Origin of the sequence: Kitasatospora sp. NPDC048365, from assembly GCF_043200835.1 — a bacterium.
GTDB lineage: Bacteria > Actinomycetota > Actinomycetes > Streptomycetales > Streptomycetaceae > Kitasatospora > Kitasatospora terrestris.
Genome location: NZ_JBICYJ010000008.1, coordinates 83,008 through 99,687 on the forward strand (window position 1 = coordinate 83,008; position 16,680 = coordinate 99,687).

Here is a 16,680-nt window from a genome sequence, read left to right on the forward strand (position 1 = left end):
TGCGGTCCGGTCGACGGGAGCGCCCCGCCGATCGGCCTGCGGACGCTCCCTCCCTCGTTACGGCCCGGACCCGCCCGGCGGTTCACCCGTTCGAACCCTTGGGGCGGGGAGAGCCGTTCGCCTGGTCGGAGAGTCCGGAACCGGGCTCGGTCGGCGCGCGCGGGAGGTTGCCCATGACCTGGTACGAAGGCCCTTGCAGGATCACCGTCGTCGGGGTGGACGCGGACTGGCCGCAGCGCATCGTGGTGGAGATCCGGCGGGGTGAGACCGTGGTGATCCCCGGCACGGTCGGAGCGAGCGAGCTCATCGACGACAGCGCCTGCGGCCACGGGTGGGACCTGTCCCTGGAACACGAGTACGACGGGGCCTGGCGGGCCAACGTCCGTGCCACCCAGGGCAGGTGGGCGGACGTGGACGGCGTCCGCAGCCAACTGGTCTGGAGCAAGGACCACGACTGGCCGAACCGCGCCAACCGCGAGCGCAACGTGGTGATCCGGATCGACCGCGCCGAGGCCCGGCGCCCGGCCGCCGAACCGACGACCCGGGCGGTTCGGGTCGGCACCGAGTCCGCGGCGCGGGAGGCCCGGACGACGGCCGCGGCGCCGCGGGGCGGGCGGACGGAGGCCGGGTCCGGCGTGCGGGTGGCCACCAGCGGGGGCGGGTGGGCGGCCGGCCCGGACACCGCGGCCGGCGGCCGACCGGTCACCAGCAGCGGCGGGGGCACCGCCACCGGGGGCCGGAGGCCTGCGACGGACGGCGGCGGGGCCGAGGTGTCCTGGTGACGCGCCGCGATCCGGCCCGGGCCGACGGCCGGTGCCGGTCCCGGCCTGCCGGGACACCGCGGAGCAGCGCGTGGCCTACCGGGGCGGGACCGTCCCCCCGCCGGGAGGGCGCCGGGTGCCGGGGTAGGTCCGGCTGTCGTCGCCGAGCCGGCCGAGTGCCTCGGTGAGAAGCTCCCGGGCCTCCTCGGCGCGGCCTTGTTCGATCAGCACGGTGCCCAGTTCGGTCAGGGTCTTGGTCATGCTGTCGGGCCGGCCGGCCTCCTCGTAGAACGCGAGGGCCTGCCGATAGGCCGTCTCGGCGGCCGACCAGTGCTTCAGTGACGCGCAGTCCAGGCCCAGTTCGTGCGCGGTCATGGCAGCCAGCAGGTACATCGGTGGCGTTGACTGGCGTTCCACCAGTTCCAGCGTGCTGGCGAGGACGCGTCGGCGGGCTCCCACCGCCTCCTCCGCCCGGCCGGACTCGCGCAGACAAGTGGCGATGACGCGCAGCGCGACCAGCCTGCCGATCGCCGCCGAGCGGGTGTCGATCCCGGCGAACGCGTCCGGCGCCCGCCGCAGGGCGTCGAGGGCTTCGTCGTGGCGTTGCATGCTGCGCAGGCCGTTGGAGAGATAGACCAGCGCCCAGCCCTGCTGTTCGCGGTCACCGACCTCCTCTGCCAACCGCAGCCCCTCGGCGGCGAGTTCGATGCCTCGCCGGTAGTTGTGCAGGCAGGAGTTGTTCGTCCAGGCGAGGTAGTTGACGTGCACGGCCTCGGCCTGGCGGTCGCCGAGCGCGCGGGCCGCGTCCACCGAGAGCTGGAAGACCTCTTCCCAGATGCCCCAGCTCATGAGCCGGTCCGAGAACCAGTGCACGGCCTCGGCGGTGTCGATCACCTCGCGGTGGAGTCCGGTCCGCTGCGCGTAGTGCAGGGCGGCCAGCCAGTCGGGGTGCTCCCGTTCGAGCCACTGCGCCGCCTCGGCGGTGCCGGTGTCGTCCTCGGCGTGCTCGGGGTCGAACCGCAGCCCGCAGGCGACGGTGCGGCCGAGCAGCAGTCGGGCGGCCCGGTCGCGGGCCTGCGCCACCTCCTCGGCCGTCTCGTCGACGGTCAGCCGCTCGCCGGCGCAGAGCCGGATCAGGTCGTGCAGCCGGTAGCGGTCCGCGCCGAGTGCCTGGACCAGGCCCGCGTCGGCCAGTTGCTCCAGGAGCAGCTCGGTGCGGACCTCCGGGAGGCCGGTGTGGGCTGCGGCGACGGCCGCCGTGAAGTCCGGTCCGGCTGTCAGGGCGCTGCGCCGGAGCACCAGCCGGGACTCGGCGGGCAGCCGCCGGTAGGACAGGTCGAAGGCGGGACGGATCGCCAGGTCGCCGGTCTGCAGCAGGTCCAGGCGGTTCTCCTCGGCGGCCAGTTGGCGCACCAGGTGGGCGACGGTCTGCTGCGGCCGGGCGACCAGGCGCTGCCCGGCGATCCGCAGGGCCAGCGGCAGGTAGCCGCACAGCCGGGCCAGCTCCGCGGTCGTGTCCGGGGCGGCCCCGATCCGCTCGCGGCCCGCGATCCGGGCGAGCAGGTCGGCCGCCTCGGCCGCGGTGAGCACGTCCAGGCTCAGCCGGCGTACCGACTCCAGCCCCGGCAGCAGGTTGCGGCTGGTCACGATGGTCATCGTCGGTCCGGAGCCCGGCAGCAGCGGGCGCACCTGGCCCTCGTCGGCGGCGTCGTCCAGGACCAGGAGCAGCCGGCGCTCGCGCACCAGTGCCCGGTAGAGCCCGGCCCGTTCCTCCGCCCCGACGGGCACGGCCGCGTCCGGCACACCCAGGGCGCGCAGCACCTGGCCGAGGGCGTCGTGCGCGGACAGCGGCTGCGCGGACATGGCACCGAGGTTGAGCGAGAGCTGGCCGTCGGGGAAGCGTCCGGCCAGGACGTGGGCGGTGTGCAGGGCGAAGGCCGTCTTGCCGAGGCCCGGCTGGCCGCTGACCAGCACCACGCGGGGGTGCGCGGGCAGGTCTTCCGAAGCGAGGGCGACGAGTTCGGCGAGGACGTCCTCGCGGGCCGTGAAGTCGGCGATGTCGCGGGGCAGGGCGAGGGAGCTCTGCCCCTCGCCGACGGCGGGCGCCCGGAGCGCCGGGCCGCGGTCCTCGACCGGGCCGCGCGCCTCGACCGGGGCGGGGGCCTCGACCCGGGCGCGGTCCTCGACCGGGGCGGGTTCGGGCCGCACGCTGCGCGGACGCCCGGCCTGGGCGGCCCGCTCCAGCGCCCCGACCCGGTCGTCCGCCAGGTGCAGGGCGGCGGCCAGTGCCCGGACGGTGCGGCGCTGCGGGCCGCGGGTGCGGCCGCGTTCCATGTCGCCGAGGGCGCGCAGGCTGACGCCGGCGGCTGCGGCGAGCTCCTCCTGGGTCAGACCCGCCGCCGACCGGTACCCGGCCAACAGCCGGCCGAAATCGCCCGTGTCGGTCCTGCCGCCGTCCCCAGCCACCATGCCCCGTCCCCCGCTCGTCCGGTCACGCCGTGCCCGCATGTGTGCTCGCGTTCCGCACTTCTGCCTGAACAGGCAGAAGTATCCATGATCGTGAACGTGCCCGGCACCACCGGCCGTCCGGGGCCGGGCCGGGGCGGGCTTGGGCGGATCCGGCGGCGCGGGCGTTCTGCCGGCAGAACTGCCTGCGGTTCCTCACCCGGTTCTGCCTCTTCCACGATCCCGGAACTGCCGGTGCCCGGGGTCAGGGGGTGGTGGTCGGTGCTGCGGCCCGCCGAGGGGGCACGGGCCCGTCGGTGCCCCGGCCGATCGCGCCCATCAGGTCCGCGAGCAGTTCGTGGGCGCGCTTCTCGGCCGCGGGAACGCCGGCGGTCCGGCCCAGGGCGACCGCGAGCCGGGCGGAGGCGATCGCGGCGTCGCGCCGGCCGAGCAGGTGCAGGGCCCGGGCGCGGCTGTGCAGCGCCAGGACGGCCGCGGCGTCCTCGCCGCGGGTGGTGGCGGCCCGGACGGCCTCGTCGGCACGGGCGAGGGCCGGGCCCGGTTCCCCGGCCAGGACCAGGGCGTCGGCGAGGCCGGTCAGTGCGGGCACCAGCAGGTGGGCGGTGGCCGGGCTCCGGGCGGCCTCCACCAGGTCGACGAGCATGGGGAGGGCCCGGCGGTGCTGCCCGGTGCGCAGCAGCGCGGCGGCCACCCGGCCGCGGCAGTCGTGGCGCAGGACCTCGTCCCCGGCCCGGTCGGCCGCCGTGACCGCGAGGTCCAGGTGGTCGGCGGCGGCGTGGTGGGCCGCCCGTACGGTGTGGAGGACCGCGAGGTCGGTGCCGAGCCGGGCCACGGCCGCGTCGTCGTTCCCGGCCCGGGCGGCGCGCAGTCCGGCCTCGGCGACGGTCCGCCAGTGGGACCGGTCGTGGTCGGTCTGCTCGTGGAGCAGGGCGGTGCGGTGGGCGAGCCGCCAGGTGCCGGGGGACGGGCCGGTGCGCTCACCGAGGAGCACCAGGGCGCGCAGGGTGCTCTCCGCCTCCTCGAACGCATCCCTGATCGACGCCGGCCCGCCGTCCGCCGTACACGTGGCCGTCCAGTCGGCGGTGACGTCCAGGTAGTGGTCCGTCAACCGGTCCAGGGCGGCGGACCGTTCGTCCCGGCCGAGCTCGGCGGCGTACCGGGCGGCGTGGCGGCGCACCGATTCGCGCCTGGTGTAGCGACCGGGGGCCGCCTCGTCCAGCAGGTGGACCGCGTCGAGTTCGGCCAGCAGGGTGCGGGTGGCGGCGCGCGGGGCACCGGCCAGGGCGGCCGCGGCCGCGGTGTCGAGCACCGCTCCGGGGTGCAGGCCGAGCAGCGCGAACAGCCGGGCCGCGGGGGGAGCCAGCGTCCGGTGGGTCCGGTCCAGGGCGGCGACCAGGCCGGCCGGGGCATCCGCCGGGCCGGTTCCGGCCCCCGAGAGGGCCGTCAACCCCGTCTCCGGGTCGGCGAGTTCCTGGGCGAGAGCGCTCGCCGACCAGTCCGGCCGGGCGGCCAGCCGGGTGGCGGCCAGCCGCAGGGCCAGCGGCAGGCGCTCGCAGCGTTCGACGAGTTCGGCGACGGTGCCCGGGTCGTCCTCGGCCCGGTCCGGCCCCCAGACGCGGGCGAGCAGCGTGACGGCGTCCTCGTGGGTGAGGGCGCCCAACGGCATGGGGACGCCGCCCTCGTGGACCAGCAGGCGGTGCAGTCGGCTGCGGCTGGTGACGACGGTGACCGGGGTCCACTCCGTGCCTTCGGCGCCGGGCGGCGGCGGGTCGGGCAGGAGGGGGAGGATCTGCTCCCGGGAGGCCGCGTCGTCCAGCAGGACCACCATCCGCCGGCCGGCGACGAGTTCGCGGTAGCGGCGGGAGCGTTCGGCCGTCGACCCGGGCAGGTCGTCCGGCGCGACGCCGAGCGCAGTGAGGAAACCGCCCAGGACGTCGGCGGGGTCCCGTGGCCCGCCCGGGTCGAAGCCGCCCAGGGCGGCGTCCAGGACGCCGTCCGGGAAGTCCCCGGCCCGCTGCGCGGCCCAGTACCGGACCAGGGCGGTCTTGCCCGCGCCCGCCGGGCCGGTGACCAGGACCGGGCGGCCGGTCCGGGCGGCGGGCAGCGCCTCGTCCAGGCGGGCGAGTTCGAGGCGGCGGCCGCAGAACCGGCGGTCGGGCCCGGAGGGCCGGGCACCCGGCGCAGTTCCCGCGCCGCGCGGCCCAGCGCCGTGCGACCCCGCCCCAGGCAGCCCCGTCGGGCGAGCCGTCATGCGGTCGAAGCGCTCCCGCGCCTCCAGGTGCCGCCCGTCCTGCTGCAGGCAGCGCGCCAGCAGGGCGTCCAGGGTCCGCCGGGTCGGGTGGGCGGCGGCGGCCTCGGTCAGCGGGGTGACGGCCTCGCCGCCCCGGCCGGCCCGCAGCAGGGTCTCGGCCAGCCGTTCCAGCGCGTCGAGCCGCAGGCCGGTGAGGTGCGGGAGTTCCCGTTCGCGCAGCCGGTCCGAGCCGCAGTCGGCGAGCGCGGGCCCGCGCCACAGGTCCAGCGCGGTCCGCAACGTCGGCACGGGGCATTCCCGGCCCGCCGCGGCGAGGCCGGCCGGCTCGCCCGGCCGGCCCGCCGTCTCCTCGCAGAGGCGGGCGAAACGCAGGGCGTCGACCCGCTCGGGGTCGCCGGCCAGCAGGTATCCGGAGTCCCGGGTCTCCAGGGCGAACCCCGGCCCGTCCAGCAGACGGCGCAGGGCGGCGACGTGTCCTTGCAGGGCGGCCCGCGCGGTGGGCGGTGCGGCGCCGTCCCAGACCAGGTCGATCAGTTCGCCGGTGGCCACCGTCCGGTTGAGCCTGATGGCCAGGGCGCTGAGCAGGGCCCGCCGTTTCAGCGCCGAGGGCGTCACGACGGCGCCGTCCGGCCGTCGTACGACCACGGGCCCCAGCAGTTCGATGTGCACGTGCCTCTCCCCCGTGCCGGACCCCGCCCGGCCTCCCCCGGCACGTCCGCCCACCGCGGCCCCCGCCGGTCGCTCCCGTGCCCGCCGCGCCTCCGCCGGCAGGGCCGGACCGATGACACATCCCGGACAACTGGGCACACTACACTGCGTCCCCCGGCGCCTACCCGTGGCGCCCGGCGGTGTGGACGGAGGGGGTACGGGGTGCGGATCCGGCTGCTCGGTCCGGTGGAACTGCGGACCGGACCGGTCGGTTTCACCACGGTGTCGGGGGCTCAGCGCCGGGCGGTGCTGGCACTGTTGGCGCTGGACCTCGGACGTGTGGTGCCCGTGGAGCGGCTCTGTGAGGTGCTGTGGGGCGACCGACCGCCGACCAGTGCGCGGGCGGCGGTGCAGGGGCATGTCGCCGCGCTGCGCAAACTCCTCGTCGATGCCCCGTTCGAGCTGCACACCCGGGACGGCGGCTACCTGCTGACCGGGCCGGCGGACGACGTGGACGCGCTGCGCTTCGAGGCGCTGGCGGCCCGTACCGCCGGGCACGCCGACGCGGCCGGCCCGCCCGAGGACGCAGAGGACGCCGAGGCCGTGGCCCTGCTGGAGGAGGCACTGCGGCTGTGGCGCGGCGAGGCGCTGGCCGACCTCCCGGACACCCCGCTGCGCACCGCTCTGGTGGACCACCTCAACCGGACCCGCACCGACGTGCTGCTCCGCTGGGCCGCGCTGCAGCTGCGCCGGGGCACCGGGGCGGCCGCCGTTGCCGCGCTCGAACAGCACGTGCGGACGGACGGGCTGCGGGAGGAGCTGGTGGCGCTGCTGATGCGCTGTCTGCACCGGGCCGGGCGGCCGGCGGACGCGCTCACCGCGTACCACCGGGCCCGTCGGCGGCTGGACCGCGAACTGGGTATCCGACCCGGCCCCGCCCTGCAGGCCGCACTCGCCGAGGTGCTGGCCGACGACGGCCCGGACCGGCCGGCCGCAGCGGCCGCCCCCACCCGGCCCGCCGCAGCGGCCTCCCCCACCGGACCCACCACAGCCGCCGCCCCCGCCGTGCACGTCCCCGGCCGGCTGCCGCGTCGGCCGACCGGGTTCGCCGGGCGGCGGACGGAACTCGACCGGCTGGACCGGGCCGGTCTCCCCGGGCGCACCGCCGGCGGCCCGATCCTGGTGACCGGGCCGCCCGGCGTCGGCAAGAGCGCGCTGGCCGTCGTCTGGGCGCACCGGGCCGCCGCCCGTTTCCCCGACGGCCTGCTGTACGCCGACCTGCGCGGCCTCACCGTGTCCGGCCCGGCCCGGCCCGAGGACGTCCTCGCCGATTTCCTGCACGAGCTCGGCGTCCCGGCCGGGGCCGTTCCCGCAGGCCGCGCCGACCGGGCCCGGCTGTTCCGCGAACGCACCGCGGGCCGGAGGCTGCTGGTGGTCCTGGACGACGCCGACGGCGCCGACCAGGTGGTCGATCTGCTGCCGCAGGACCCCGGCTGCGTGACGGTCGTCACCGGCCGGGGGCCCCTGCAGGACCTGCTCGCCCTCGACGGGGCCGTCGTGCTGCAGCTGGCCGCACTGCCGCAGGACGACGCCCTGCTCCTCCTGGAAGGCGCCCTGACCCCCGAGCGGGTGCACGCCGATCCGCGGGCCGCCGCCCGCCTCGTCCGGCTGTGCGACCGGCTGCCGCTCGCGCTGCGGATCGCGGCGGCCCGGCTGGCCGCCCAGCCCGGCTGGGCGCTGTCGGCGTTCGCGGACGAACTCGCCGACGAACAGGGGCGGTCGACCGCCCTGAGCACGGACGGCGCGTTCGGTGTCCACAGCCGCCTGGACCTGACGTGCCGTCGACTCTCCGCACCGGCCGCCGACCTGCTGGCCGCGCTGGCCGCGCACCCGGGCGACCAGGTCGACGCCCTCACCGGCGCCGCGCTGCTCGGCACCGACACCCCGGCCGCCCGCCGGGCGTTGGACGAGCTGGCCGCCCACCACCTGCTCACCGGCGCCGGGCCGGGGCGTTACGGCCGTGCTCCCCTGGTGCGCCCGTTCGGTGCCGGGCTGCTCGCCGAACGTGCGGAGCCGCTGCGGCGGCTGCCTGGCGAGCGGCTGGCCGACTACGTCCTCGCCGTCCTTCGGCGCTGCGGACGCTTCCTCGACCCCTGGCAGGAGGGGGCCGGGGCGCCGGCACACCCGCCGCAGGCCCTCCCGGACATCACCGACATCCGCGCCGCGCTCGACTGGTTCCGCGCCGAGGAGCCCACCGTCCGCGCGCTGACGGAGGCGACCGCCCGCACCGATCCCGGGCGCGCCTGGCAACTCGCCCTGTTCAGCGGGGCGCTCCACCACGGCCTCGGCCGCTTCACCGCCTGGCTCGACTGCGCCGACGCCGGCCGCAGGGCCGCCGAGCAGTGCGGCGACCCGGTGCCGGTCGCGCTGCTGCACGACTCCCGAGCCCGGGCCCTGATCGCGCTGGAGCGGCCCCCGGAAGCAGCCGAGGCGGCGCGCCGGGCCGTCGCCGTCCTCGACGCGGCGGAGGGCCCCGGGGCTGCGGCCGCCCGCATCCGCTCGCTCGCCACCCTCGGCCTGGCCACCGCGCTGGTCGGCGACCACACCGAGGCCGAGCGGCTCACCGCGGACGCACTCGCCCTCGCCCTGGCCACCGGCGAGCCCCGCCACCTGGTCGAGGCCAAGGTGCACCAGGGCCGGGTCGCCCTTGCGGCCGGTGACCCGGAGGGCGCGCGGCGCCGCTCGTGGGAGGCCCGGGACCTGCTGCCGGCCGTGCCGCTCACCCGGATCCATCTCTGGTGCCTGCTGACCGAGGCCCGGACGCTCGCGCCCACGCTCCGCGACGACACCGCCGACCTCCTGTGGCACCGGCTGCTCGTCGCCTGCGGGGAGACCGGCCTGCTGGACCTCCACGCGGCCGCCGAACGCTCGTACGCCGCCCACCTGACGGCCCGCCACCGGGCCTGGGAGGCCGACCGGCGGCTGCGTGCGGCGCTCGCCCACTTCCGCGCCGAGGACCGGCGGGGCGGCGCCCCGAGCGAGATCACCACGGGCCTGGCCGCGGCCCTGGGGCTCGACCCGGCGGACCGGCCGGCACAAGGCTGACGAACCCCCCGCCGGACACTCCTCACTCCCCGGCGGGCCGCCCCGGGCGCCGGCCGCGGGCGCGAGGGACGGCGGCGACCGCCGCCGCGACCACGGCCGAGCCGCCGAGGGCCGCGAGGGCGACGAGCACGGCCTGGGTCGGGGCGTGGGTGGCGGGGCGGGCCGGCGGCATGACGACGGTGGCGGCGGGGGGCGGGGTGCCGGGCCCGGCCTCGGCGACCCGGGTGACGGCGGCGACCGGGTCGACGGTGCCGTAGCCGTACCCCGGGTCGGTGCTGCGGTAGGCGGTGTCCTCCAGGCGCCGGGTCAGCCCGTCGGCGGTGAGGCCGGGGCGGTAGCCGAGGACGAGGGCCGCCGTGGCGGCGACGAAGGCGGTGGCGTAACTGGGGCCGGTGCCGATGTAGTGGCCGCCCGGACCGGCGCCGGGCCCGGTGACGCCGTCGCCGGGGGCGGCGAGGTCGACGCGGCCCCCGACCGCGGCGGACGAGGAGCTGCCGGGGAGGCCGCCGCCGGGCGCGAGGCCGCGGACCGCGAGGACCTCGGGATAGGCCGCCGGGTAGGCGGGCCCGGGCCCGGAGCTGCCGAACGGGACGCTGTCGGGGGCCGCCGGGGCGACGACCAGCGCTCCCCTGTCCCGGGCGGCCCGGACGGCGGCGGCCAGCGCGTCGTTGCCGGCGGGCAGCGCCACGGCGACCGCGAGGACCCGCGCGCCCCGGTCGGCGGCCGCGGTGATCCCCCGGGCGAGGAGGTCCGGGGAGGAGGCCCCCGTCCCGTCGGTGACCGAGACCGCGAGGATCCTGGCCCTGGGCGCGAGGCCCGCGAAGCCCGTCCCCTCCCGCCGGTCGGCGGCGATCAGGTCGGCGAGGAAGGTGCCGTGGCCGACGCAGTCCTGCGCGGGATCGGCGCCGCCGGGCAGCGGGGCGCGGTCGAGGCGGCCGGCGAGCAGGCCGTTCCCGTCCTCGACCCCGGAGCCGAGGACCGCGACGGTGACGCCCTCGCCCTGGCTGAGCGGCCACACCCGGTCGGGCCGCAGGAAGGCCTGCGCCCACGGGGTGAGCTGAGACCCCCTGGTGGACCGCGGCAGGCATCCGTTCTGCCCGTCCTCGGCGCCGCGGCGCTGGGTGACACCGGGCAGGGCGTCCGGGGTGTCGGCGGCCGCACCGCCCGCCGCCGGCAGCAGCAGGCCGGCGGCCAGCAGCAGCACCGTGCCGCGCGCCGCGGGCCGCCCCCCGGCGCGGGGGGCGGCTCCGGTCGGGCGGGCCGAGCCGGGTCCGCGCTGCTCCGCGCGGACCGTCGGCGCCGGACGGGGCATGCCGGGGTTCCCTTCGTCGGGTGGTCGGTTCGTCAGTGGTCGGTTCGTCGGTGGTCGGGAGGGTGCAGGTGCGTCTCAGGACCCGACGGTCCAGACCGCTTCCCCGGGCTCCTCCTGCGGAGCCAGCACGAACGCGACCGCCTGCTCGACGGTCTCCGGGGAGGGCTCCGCCCACGGGCCGTCGCCCTGCGCACGGACGTGCGCGAGCAGGTCGGGGTCCGGCGCCAGCCCGTACTCCTGGAGGTAGTACGTCACGGTGTCGGTCCAGATCCACCGGCCGTCGGTGCGGAAGCCCATCGGTACGACGGCCCGCCGGCCCGGGTCGACCACGTCGTCCATCAACATCGTGGTCAGCAGCACCGGCGCCCCTGCCCGCAGGTAGCGGGCGACCGCCTCGCGCTCGCCGTCGTCCTGGAGCCGCGGCCGGTCGGGCGCGAACCCGGGTCCGGTCGCCGGGTCCACGCTGTCGAACACCGCCGCGAGCCGGAACCCGTCGTGCACTGCCCCGCTCATGCCGTCCTCCTCCTGCCGATCCCCGGTCCGTACACCCTGTCCGACGGGCGGACGGGACCCCGGGGTTCACCGGGCCGGGAGCGCGGTGCGGCGGGCCCGGTCACTCCTCGCCCTCCTCCGCCGCCAGGTGCCCGGTCTGCACCTGGACCGTCCGCCGGCGGGTGATGTAGTAGCCGCGCCCGGTGGCGAGCTGCCGGGGCTTGAAGTTGCCGAACAGGTAGCCCTCCGACGGCGGGCAGGACATCAGCAGCGCGGGCGAGTTGACCTCCTGGAGCTTGCGCAGCAGCGGGTCGGCGAGCCCCCGGCCGATGCCGTTGGCCCCCCGGGCGACGACCAGGTGCAGGCCGATCTCGGCTCCCTGGGCGAGGTACTCCAGCAGGGCGGCGAAGGGGTGGCTGCCGCTGCCGGCGCCCACCAGGTCGTAGTCGTCGACCAGGACGAACAGTTCCGGGCCGGTCCACCAGTCGCGCAGTCTGAGCCGGGCGGGGGCGATGTCGGCCGGCGGGACGCGGTTCTTCATCGCCCGGGACGCGCCGTCGACGATCTGGCGGAGCTTGTCGACGGCGACCGCGTAGCCGAGCCGGTACTCCTCGGGCACCGCGTCGTACAGGCCGCGCCGGTAGTCGACCAGCATGATGCGGGCCTCGGAGGGCGTGTAGGCGGTGGTGATGGCGTCGATCATCAGGCGCAGCAGGTTGGTCTTGCCGGACTCGGTGTCGCCGACGACCAGGAGGTGCGGGTTCTCCTCGAAGTCGTGCCACAGCGGGGAGATCTCGGTGTCCTCCAGGCCGACGGCGACCCGCAGGCGTCCCTGGGGGGCCGGGAGGTTTCCGGCGTCCAGACTCAGCGGGAGCATCCGCACCGCGGGGGCGCGGGGCCCGCTCCAGTGCGCGGCAACGGCGTCCACCAGGTCGGCGATGCCTTCGCCGAGGTCGTCGGTCCGCCCCGAGCCGTCGATCCGGGGCAGCGCGGCGAGGAAGTGCAGCCGCTCCTCGGTGAGGCCGCGGCCGGGGAGTTTGGGGACCGTGGCGGCGGCCCGCATGTTGATCACGGAGTCGACGGCGTCGCCGAGGCGCAGCTCGAACCGGGTCTGCAGCTGGTCGCGCAGGCCGCCAGCGATCTCGCCCCAGCGGGTGGTGCCGATGACCAGGTGGACCCCGTAGTTGAGGCCGCGCTGGGACATCAGGGTGAGCGGCTGGACGAGGTCGTTGAACTCCTGGCGCAGGGTGTTCCAGCCGTCGACGACCAGGAAGACGTCGCCGTGCTGCTCCTCCTCGGGCAGCTCGCCCGCCGCCCGGCGGCGGCGGAAGTCGGAGACCGAGTCGATGCCGAGTTCGGCGAAGTACCGCTCCCGGCGGGTGATGACGGTGTTGACCTCGGCGACGGTGCGCAGCACCCGCTCGCCGTCGTGCCGGCCGGTGACGCCGCCCACGTGCGGCAGGCCGCGCAGGGTGGAGAGCGTGCCGCCGCCGAAGTCGAGGCAGTAGAACTGGACTTCGGCCGGGGTGTGGGTGAGGGCCAGGCCGGCGATCAGGCTGCGCAGCAGTGTGCTCTTGCCGCTCTGCGGGGCGCCGGCGACGCCGACGTGCCCGCCGGCGCCGGCCAGGTCCGCGGTGAGCAGGTCGCGCAGCTGCTGGAAGGGGCGGTCGACCACACCGAGGGGCAGTCTGAGGGTGCCGTGGCTGCCCGCGTGCTCGGTGGTGAGTCCGCGCCGGGGGTGCGGGACGAGCGGGGGCAGCAGTTCGTCGAGGGTGGGCGGGACGTCCAGCGGCGGCAGCCAGACCCGGTGGGCGGGCGGGCCGGCGTCGTGGAGCCGGCCGGTGGCGACCTCCAGGAGGGAGCCGACGGGGCCCTGTTCCTCCTCCGGCTCGACCGGGCCGGTCTGCGGTCGGCGGGGCATCACGTAGTCGGTGCCGTAGGCGACGACCTGGCCGGCGATCGCGGCCTGCCGGGCCGCGCTGCGCTTGGGCCGGTACGGGCCGGAGACGTAGGCGGCCTTGAACCGGGTCAGGGTGGAGATGTCGCTGCGCAGGAAGCCGTTGCCGGGCTGGGAGGGCAGCTGGTAGGCGTCGGGGACGCCGAGGACGCCGCGGCTCTCCATGGCGGAGAAGGTCCGCAGGCCGATCCGGTAGGACAGGTGGGACTCCAGGGCGCTCATCCGGCCCTCGTCGAGGCGCTGCGAGGCGAGCAGCAGGTGGACGCCGAGGGAGCGGCCGAGTCGGCCGATCATGATGAAGAGCTCCATGAAGTCCCGGTGCGCGGACAGCAGTTCGCTGAACTCGTCGACGACGACGAAGAGCGTGGGCAGCGGGCGCAGCGCGGTGCCGGCGGCGCGCGCGGTCTCGTACTCCAGCAGCGAGGCGTAGCCGGCGTCGCGCAACAGCTCCTGGCGCCGGACGAGTTCGCCGTGCAGGGCGTCGCGCATGCGGTCGACGAGGGAGGACTCGTCCGCCAGGTTGGTGATCACCGCGGAGGTGTGCGGCAGGGTGTCGAGGCCGAGGAAGGTGGCGCCGCCCTTGAAGTCGACCAGGACGAAGTTGAGCACCTCGGAGGAGTGGGTGACGGCCAGGGCGAGCACCAGGGTGCGCAGCAGTTCCGACTTGCCGGAGCCGGTGGCGCCGATCAGCATGCCGTGCGGGCCCATGCCGCCCTGGGCGGATTCCTTGAGGTCGAGGTCGACGGGCCGTCCGTCGGGGCCGAGCCCCAGCGGGACGCGCAGCCGCTGCGGGATGCCGCGCTGCGCCCAGAGCGCGTCGACGTCCACGGTGTTGAGGTCGGCGATGCCGAGCAGGGCGGTGAGGTCGAAGTCGGTGGCGAGCGGTTCGGCGGCGTCGACGCCGTCGGCGATCCGGTAGCGGGCGAGCCGGGCCGCGAGCCTGGTCGCGGCGGGCAGGGCGAGCGCGTCGGGCCGGCCGAGGTCGGTGACGACGTCCTTGCGGTTGCTGTCCGACCCGACCATGGCGAGCCGGCCGTCCTCGATCCGCAGCCGCAGGGTGGTGCGGGCCGGGGTCCACTCCAGGGTGTCGGCGAGGTCGATCAGGACGGCGTTGCGGTATCCGGCGAGGGCGGCTCGGCTCCCGGTGTGCGCGCCGGGGCCGTCGAGGACCACGACGGTGAAGGGTTCGTCGCGTTCGGGCGTGGCGTCCGGTTCGAAGCCGGGACGGCCGGTGAACTCCTCGCCGAGCAGCTGCTCGACCTCGCCGAGGCTGCCCGCGACCAGCCGGACCGGGCCGGCGCCGTCCGTGTCGGTCGCGTGCAGGGCGTGCGGCAGCCACTTGGTCCACTCCCACTCCGCCCGCTGCCCGTCGGCGGTGACGACGGCGACGGTCAGCTCGTCCGGGCCGTGCACCGCGGCGAGCTGGGCGAGCACGGCGCGCACCATGGCCCGGGCGGCCGCGGGGTCGTCGGAGCGCAGCAGCACGTGGGCGAAGCCGCGCAGGTGGATGGCCATCGGCTGGTCGTCGACGGTGCCGTAGGCGTGGATGAAGCGGCGCAGCGCGTGGGCGCACAGCGGCTCCAGGTCCTCGACCGGCTTGGTGGCGAGCGGGGCCAGCGGGGTGGCCAGGCGCTGGGCGCCGAGGCCGATCCGGACGTCGCTGAAGTCCGGGTGGGTGGGTCGGCGCTCCCACAGCCGGCTGGTGCCGACCAGCGTCCACAGCTCCTCGGGGGCCGGGTGGCGCCAGGCCAGCGCCCGGCGCTGCGCGTCGATCGAGCGGCGCACCTGGCGGCGCATCTGGGAGAGGTAGCGCAGGTAGTCGCGCCGCTCGGCGCGCAGTTGCTGCTTGCGGTCGCTGGAGCCCCGGATCAGCTGGGTGAGGAGCATGCCGACGGCGGAGAGCGCCATCATGCCCATCGCGACGTAGCTGAGCGCGCCGCTGCCCTGGCTGCCGGCGGGGTGCAGGAACATGAAAACCATCGACAGCGAGCCGAGCGCCATCGGGGCCATGGTGAGCATGCCCGACAGGCCGCTCTGCTTCTCCGGCAGGACCGGCGGCTCCTGCAGCTGGACCTCGCCGTCGGGCATCGCCGGCCCCGGCCGCCGGGGCTTCCGCTTGATCAGCACCACGCCCACCCGGGCCTCCTCGCCGCCGTCGCCGTCTCCCGGAGTGACGGACGGCGGGGGTCGCCGGGTTCAGCGGTGTGAACACCCGGCGCCCGATCGGCCGTTCTCCGGGGCGGAGAGCGAAGCGCGCCCGAAGCGCAGGGTGCGCCCACCGAGCCGAAGGACAGGCATGAGCAACAGTGTCGTCGCAGGACTGTGCCGATTGAGGTTCCACGCACCGGGTACGGCCTTCGAACTGGCGGTCCCCGCCGACGTTCCGCTGGCCGACCTGCTGCCCGCCGTCCTGGGCCATGCCGGCCCCGACCTCGCCGAGGACGGGCTGGAGCACGGCGGCTGGGTGCTGCAGCGCCTCGGCGAGGAGCCGCTGGACGAGGAGCGCAGCGCCGAGGCGCTGGGCCTGCACGACGGCGAGTCCCTCTACCTGAGGGAGCGTCACAAGGCGCTGCCGCCGGTGCACTTCGACGACCTGGTGGACGGCGTGGCCACCGGTGTGAGCGGGCGGGGCGACACCTGGCGCCCGGCCGCGACCCGGGTCCTGTCGCTGGCCCTGGCGCTGACCGCGTTCGCGGCGGGCTGGGTGCCGCTGGCCGTGTCCGGTCCGGGCGCCCCGCGCACGGCGGTCGCGGCGCTGGTGGCCCTGCTGCTGCTGTTCGGCGCGGCCGGCGCCTCCCGGGCGATGGCCGATGCGGGCACCGGTGCCGCGCTGGGCGCGGCGGCCGTGCCGTACCTGGCGCTGGCCGCGTTCCTGGTCCCGCAGGGGCCGGGCGGCGACGACCTGCTGGGGGCGCGGGTGCTGGCGGCGTCCTCGGCCGCGGCCGGGGCCGCGGTCCTGGCGCTGGCGGCGGTCGGCGCGGCGGCGCCGCTGTTCCTCGGGGTGGTCCTCACCGCCCTGCTCGGCATGCTGGCGGGGGCCCTGCTGCTCGTCGGGCTGACGCCGTCCGCCGTGGTGGCGGTGATGCCGGTGGCGACGGTGCTGGTGGGCGCGTTCGTACCCTCGACGGCCTTCCGGCTGTCCGGGCTGCGGCTGCCGATGCTGCCGCGCAACGCGGAGGAGCTGCAGGAGAACATCGATCCGGTGCCGGCGTCCGCCGTCCTTCCCCGCGCGCTGGTGGCGGACGACTACCTGATGGCCTTCCACACCGCGATCGGCGCGCTCTGCACGGCCTGCCTGGCGGTCCTGCCGTTCATCGACGGCTGGGCCGGGCCCGCCGAGACCGCCGCCCTGAGCCTGCTGCTCCTGCTGCACGCGCGGGCCGTCGGCAGCATCCGCCAGCGGCTGGTCGTCCTGCTGCCGGGCGTGTTCGGCATCCTGGTCCTGCTCGCCGGCACCGTGGCCGCCGCGGCGGCGACCGGGCGGCTCGCCCTGGCGGGCGCGCTGCCGGCCGCGGGGGCCGTGCTCCTCGTGGTCGGCTGGACGGTGCCCGGCCGGCGGCTGCTCCCGTACTGGGGGCGCGCCGCCGACATCCTGCACACCCTGTGCGCCCTCGCCCTGCTGCCGCTGGCGCTCCAGGCGTGCGGCGTCTACCGCACCCTGCGCGGCCTGGGCGGCTGACGAAAGCCG

At 77.0% G+C, this 16,680-nt stretch carries 8 protein-coding genes; 3 read left to right on the forward strand and 5 right to left on the reverse strand.

Going from position 1 to position 16,680, the window contains the following annotated elements; all coding sequences use genetic code 11:
- Positions 1-173: 173 nt before the first annotated feature.
- On the forward strand, positions 174-782 hold the full coding sequence (locus ACGFX4_RS10620; protein ID WP_393071727.1) for a hypothetical protein: 609 nt from the start codon (positions 174-176) through the stop codon (positions 780-782).
- A gap of 75 nt (positions 783-857) precedes the next feature.
- Here ACGFX4_RS10620 and ACGFX4_RS10625 read toward each other — a convergent pair whose 3' ends face one another.
- Both ACGFX4_RS10625 and ACGFX4_RS10630 read right to left on the reverse strand, forming a co-directional pair.
- Positions 858-3,230, reverse strand: a complete 2,373-nt coding sequence (locus ACGFX4_RS10625) for an ATP-binding protein (protein WP_393071729.1) — start codon at positions 3,228-3,230, stop codon at positions 858-860.
- A 241-nt stretch (positions 3,231-3,471) separates the two neighbouring features.
- A complete protein-coding gene (locus ACGFX4_RS10630) occupies positions 3,472-6,147 on the reverse strand; it encodes a BTAD domain-containing putative transcriptional regulator (protein ID WP_393071731.1) in 2,676 nt (891 codons plus the stop codon).
- A 201-nt stretch (positions 6,148-6,348) separates the two neighbouring features.
- Between ACGFX4_RS10630 and ACGFX4_RS10635 the strand changes: the two genes are divergently transcribed.
- Complete coding sequence (locus ACGFX4_RS10635; protein WP_393071733.1) at positions 6,349-9,231, forward strand: BTAD domain-containing putative transcriptional regulator; 2,883 nt, start codon at positions 6,349-6,351, stop codon at positions 9,229-9,231.
- Positions 9,232-9,253: 22 nt separating this feature from the next.
- Here ACGFX4_RS10635 and ACGFX4_RS10640 read toward each other — a convergent pair whose 3' ends face one another.
- From ACGFX4_RS10640 to eccCa, 3 genes are all read right to left on the reverse strand, one after another.
- The gene (locus tag ACGFX4_RS10640) at positions 9,254-10,543 is read right to left on the reverse strand and encodes a S8 family serine peptidase (RefSeq protein ID WP_393071735.1); all 1,290 of its coding nucleotides are present in this window, start codon (positions 10,541-10,543) and stop codon (positions 9,254-9,256) included.
- Positions 10,544-10,618: 75 nt separating this feature from the next.
- The gene (locus ACGFX4_RS10645; RefSeq protein ID WP_393071738.1) at positions 10,619-11,056 is read right to left on the reverse strand and encodes a hypothetical protein; all 438 of its coding nucleotides are present in this window, start codon (positions 11,054-11,056) and stop codon (positions 10,619-10,621) included.
- Positions 11,057-11,156: 100 nt separating this feature from the next.
- On the reverse strand, positions 11,157-15,080 hold the full coding sequence (eccCa, locus tag ACGFX4_RS10650) for a type VII secretion protein EccCa (protein WP_393071979.1): 3,924 nt from the start codon (positions 15,078-15,080) through the stop codon (positions 11,157-11,159).
- Positions 15,081-15,288: 208 nt separating this feature from the next.
- Here eccCa and eccD point away from each other — a divergent pair, with 208 nt between their 5' ends.
- Positions 15,289-16,671, forward strand: coding sequence for a type VII secretion integral membrane protein EccD (gene eccD / locus ACGFX4_RS10655; protein WP_393071740.1), 1,383 nt, complete (start codon positions 15,289-15,291; stop codon positions 16,669-16,671).
- Positions 16,672-16,680: the final 9 nt, after the last annotated feature.

Excerpts from the sequence above, each read along its gene's own strand:
- ACGFX4_RS10620 (WP_393071727.1), top strand. The coding sequence starts at position 174 with ATGACCTGGTACGAAGGCCCTTGCAGGATCACCGTCGTCGGGGTGGAC.
- ACGFX4_RS10625 (WP_393071729.1), bottom strand. The coding sequence starts at position 3,230 with ATGGTGGCTGGGGACGGCGGCAGGACCGACACGGGCGATTTCGGCCGG.
- ACGFX4_RS10640 (WP_393071735.1), bottom strand. The coding sequence starts at position 10,543 with ATGCCCCGTCCGGCGCCGACGGTCCGCGCGGAGCAGCGCGGACCCGGC.
- ACGFX4_RS10645 (WP_393071738.1), bottom strand. The coding sequence starts at position 11,056 with ATGAGCGGGGCAGTGCACGACGGGTTCCGGCTCGCGGCGGTGTTCGAC.
- eccCa (WP_393071979.1), bottom strand. The coding sequence starts at position 15,080 with ATGCCCGACGGCGAGGTCCAGCTGCAGGAGCCGCCGGTCCTGCCGGAG.
- eccD (WP_393071740.1), top strand. The coding sequence starts at position 15,289 with ATGAGCAACAGTGTCGTCGCAGGACTGTGCCGATTGAGGTTCCACGCA.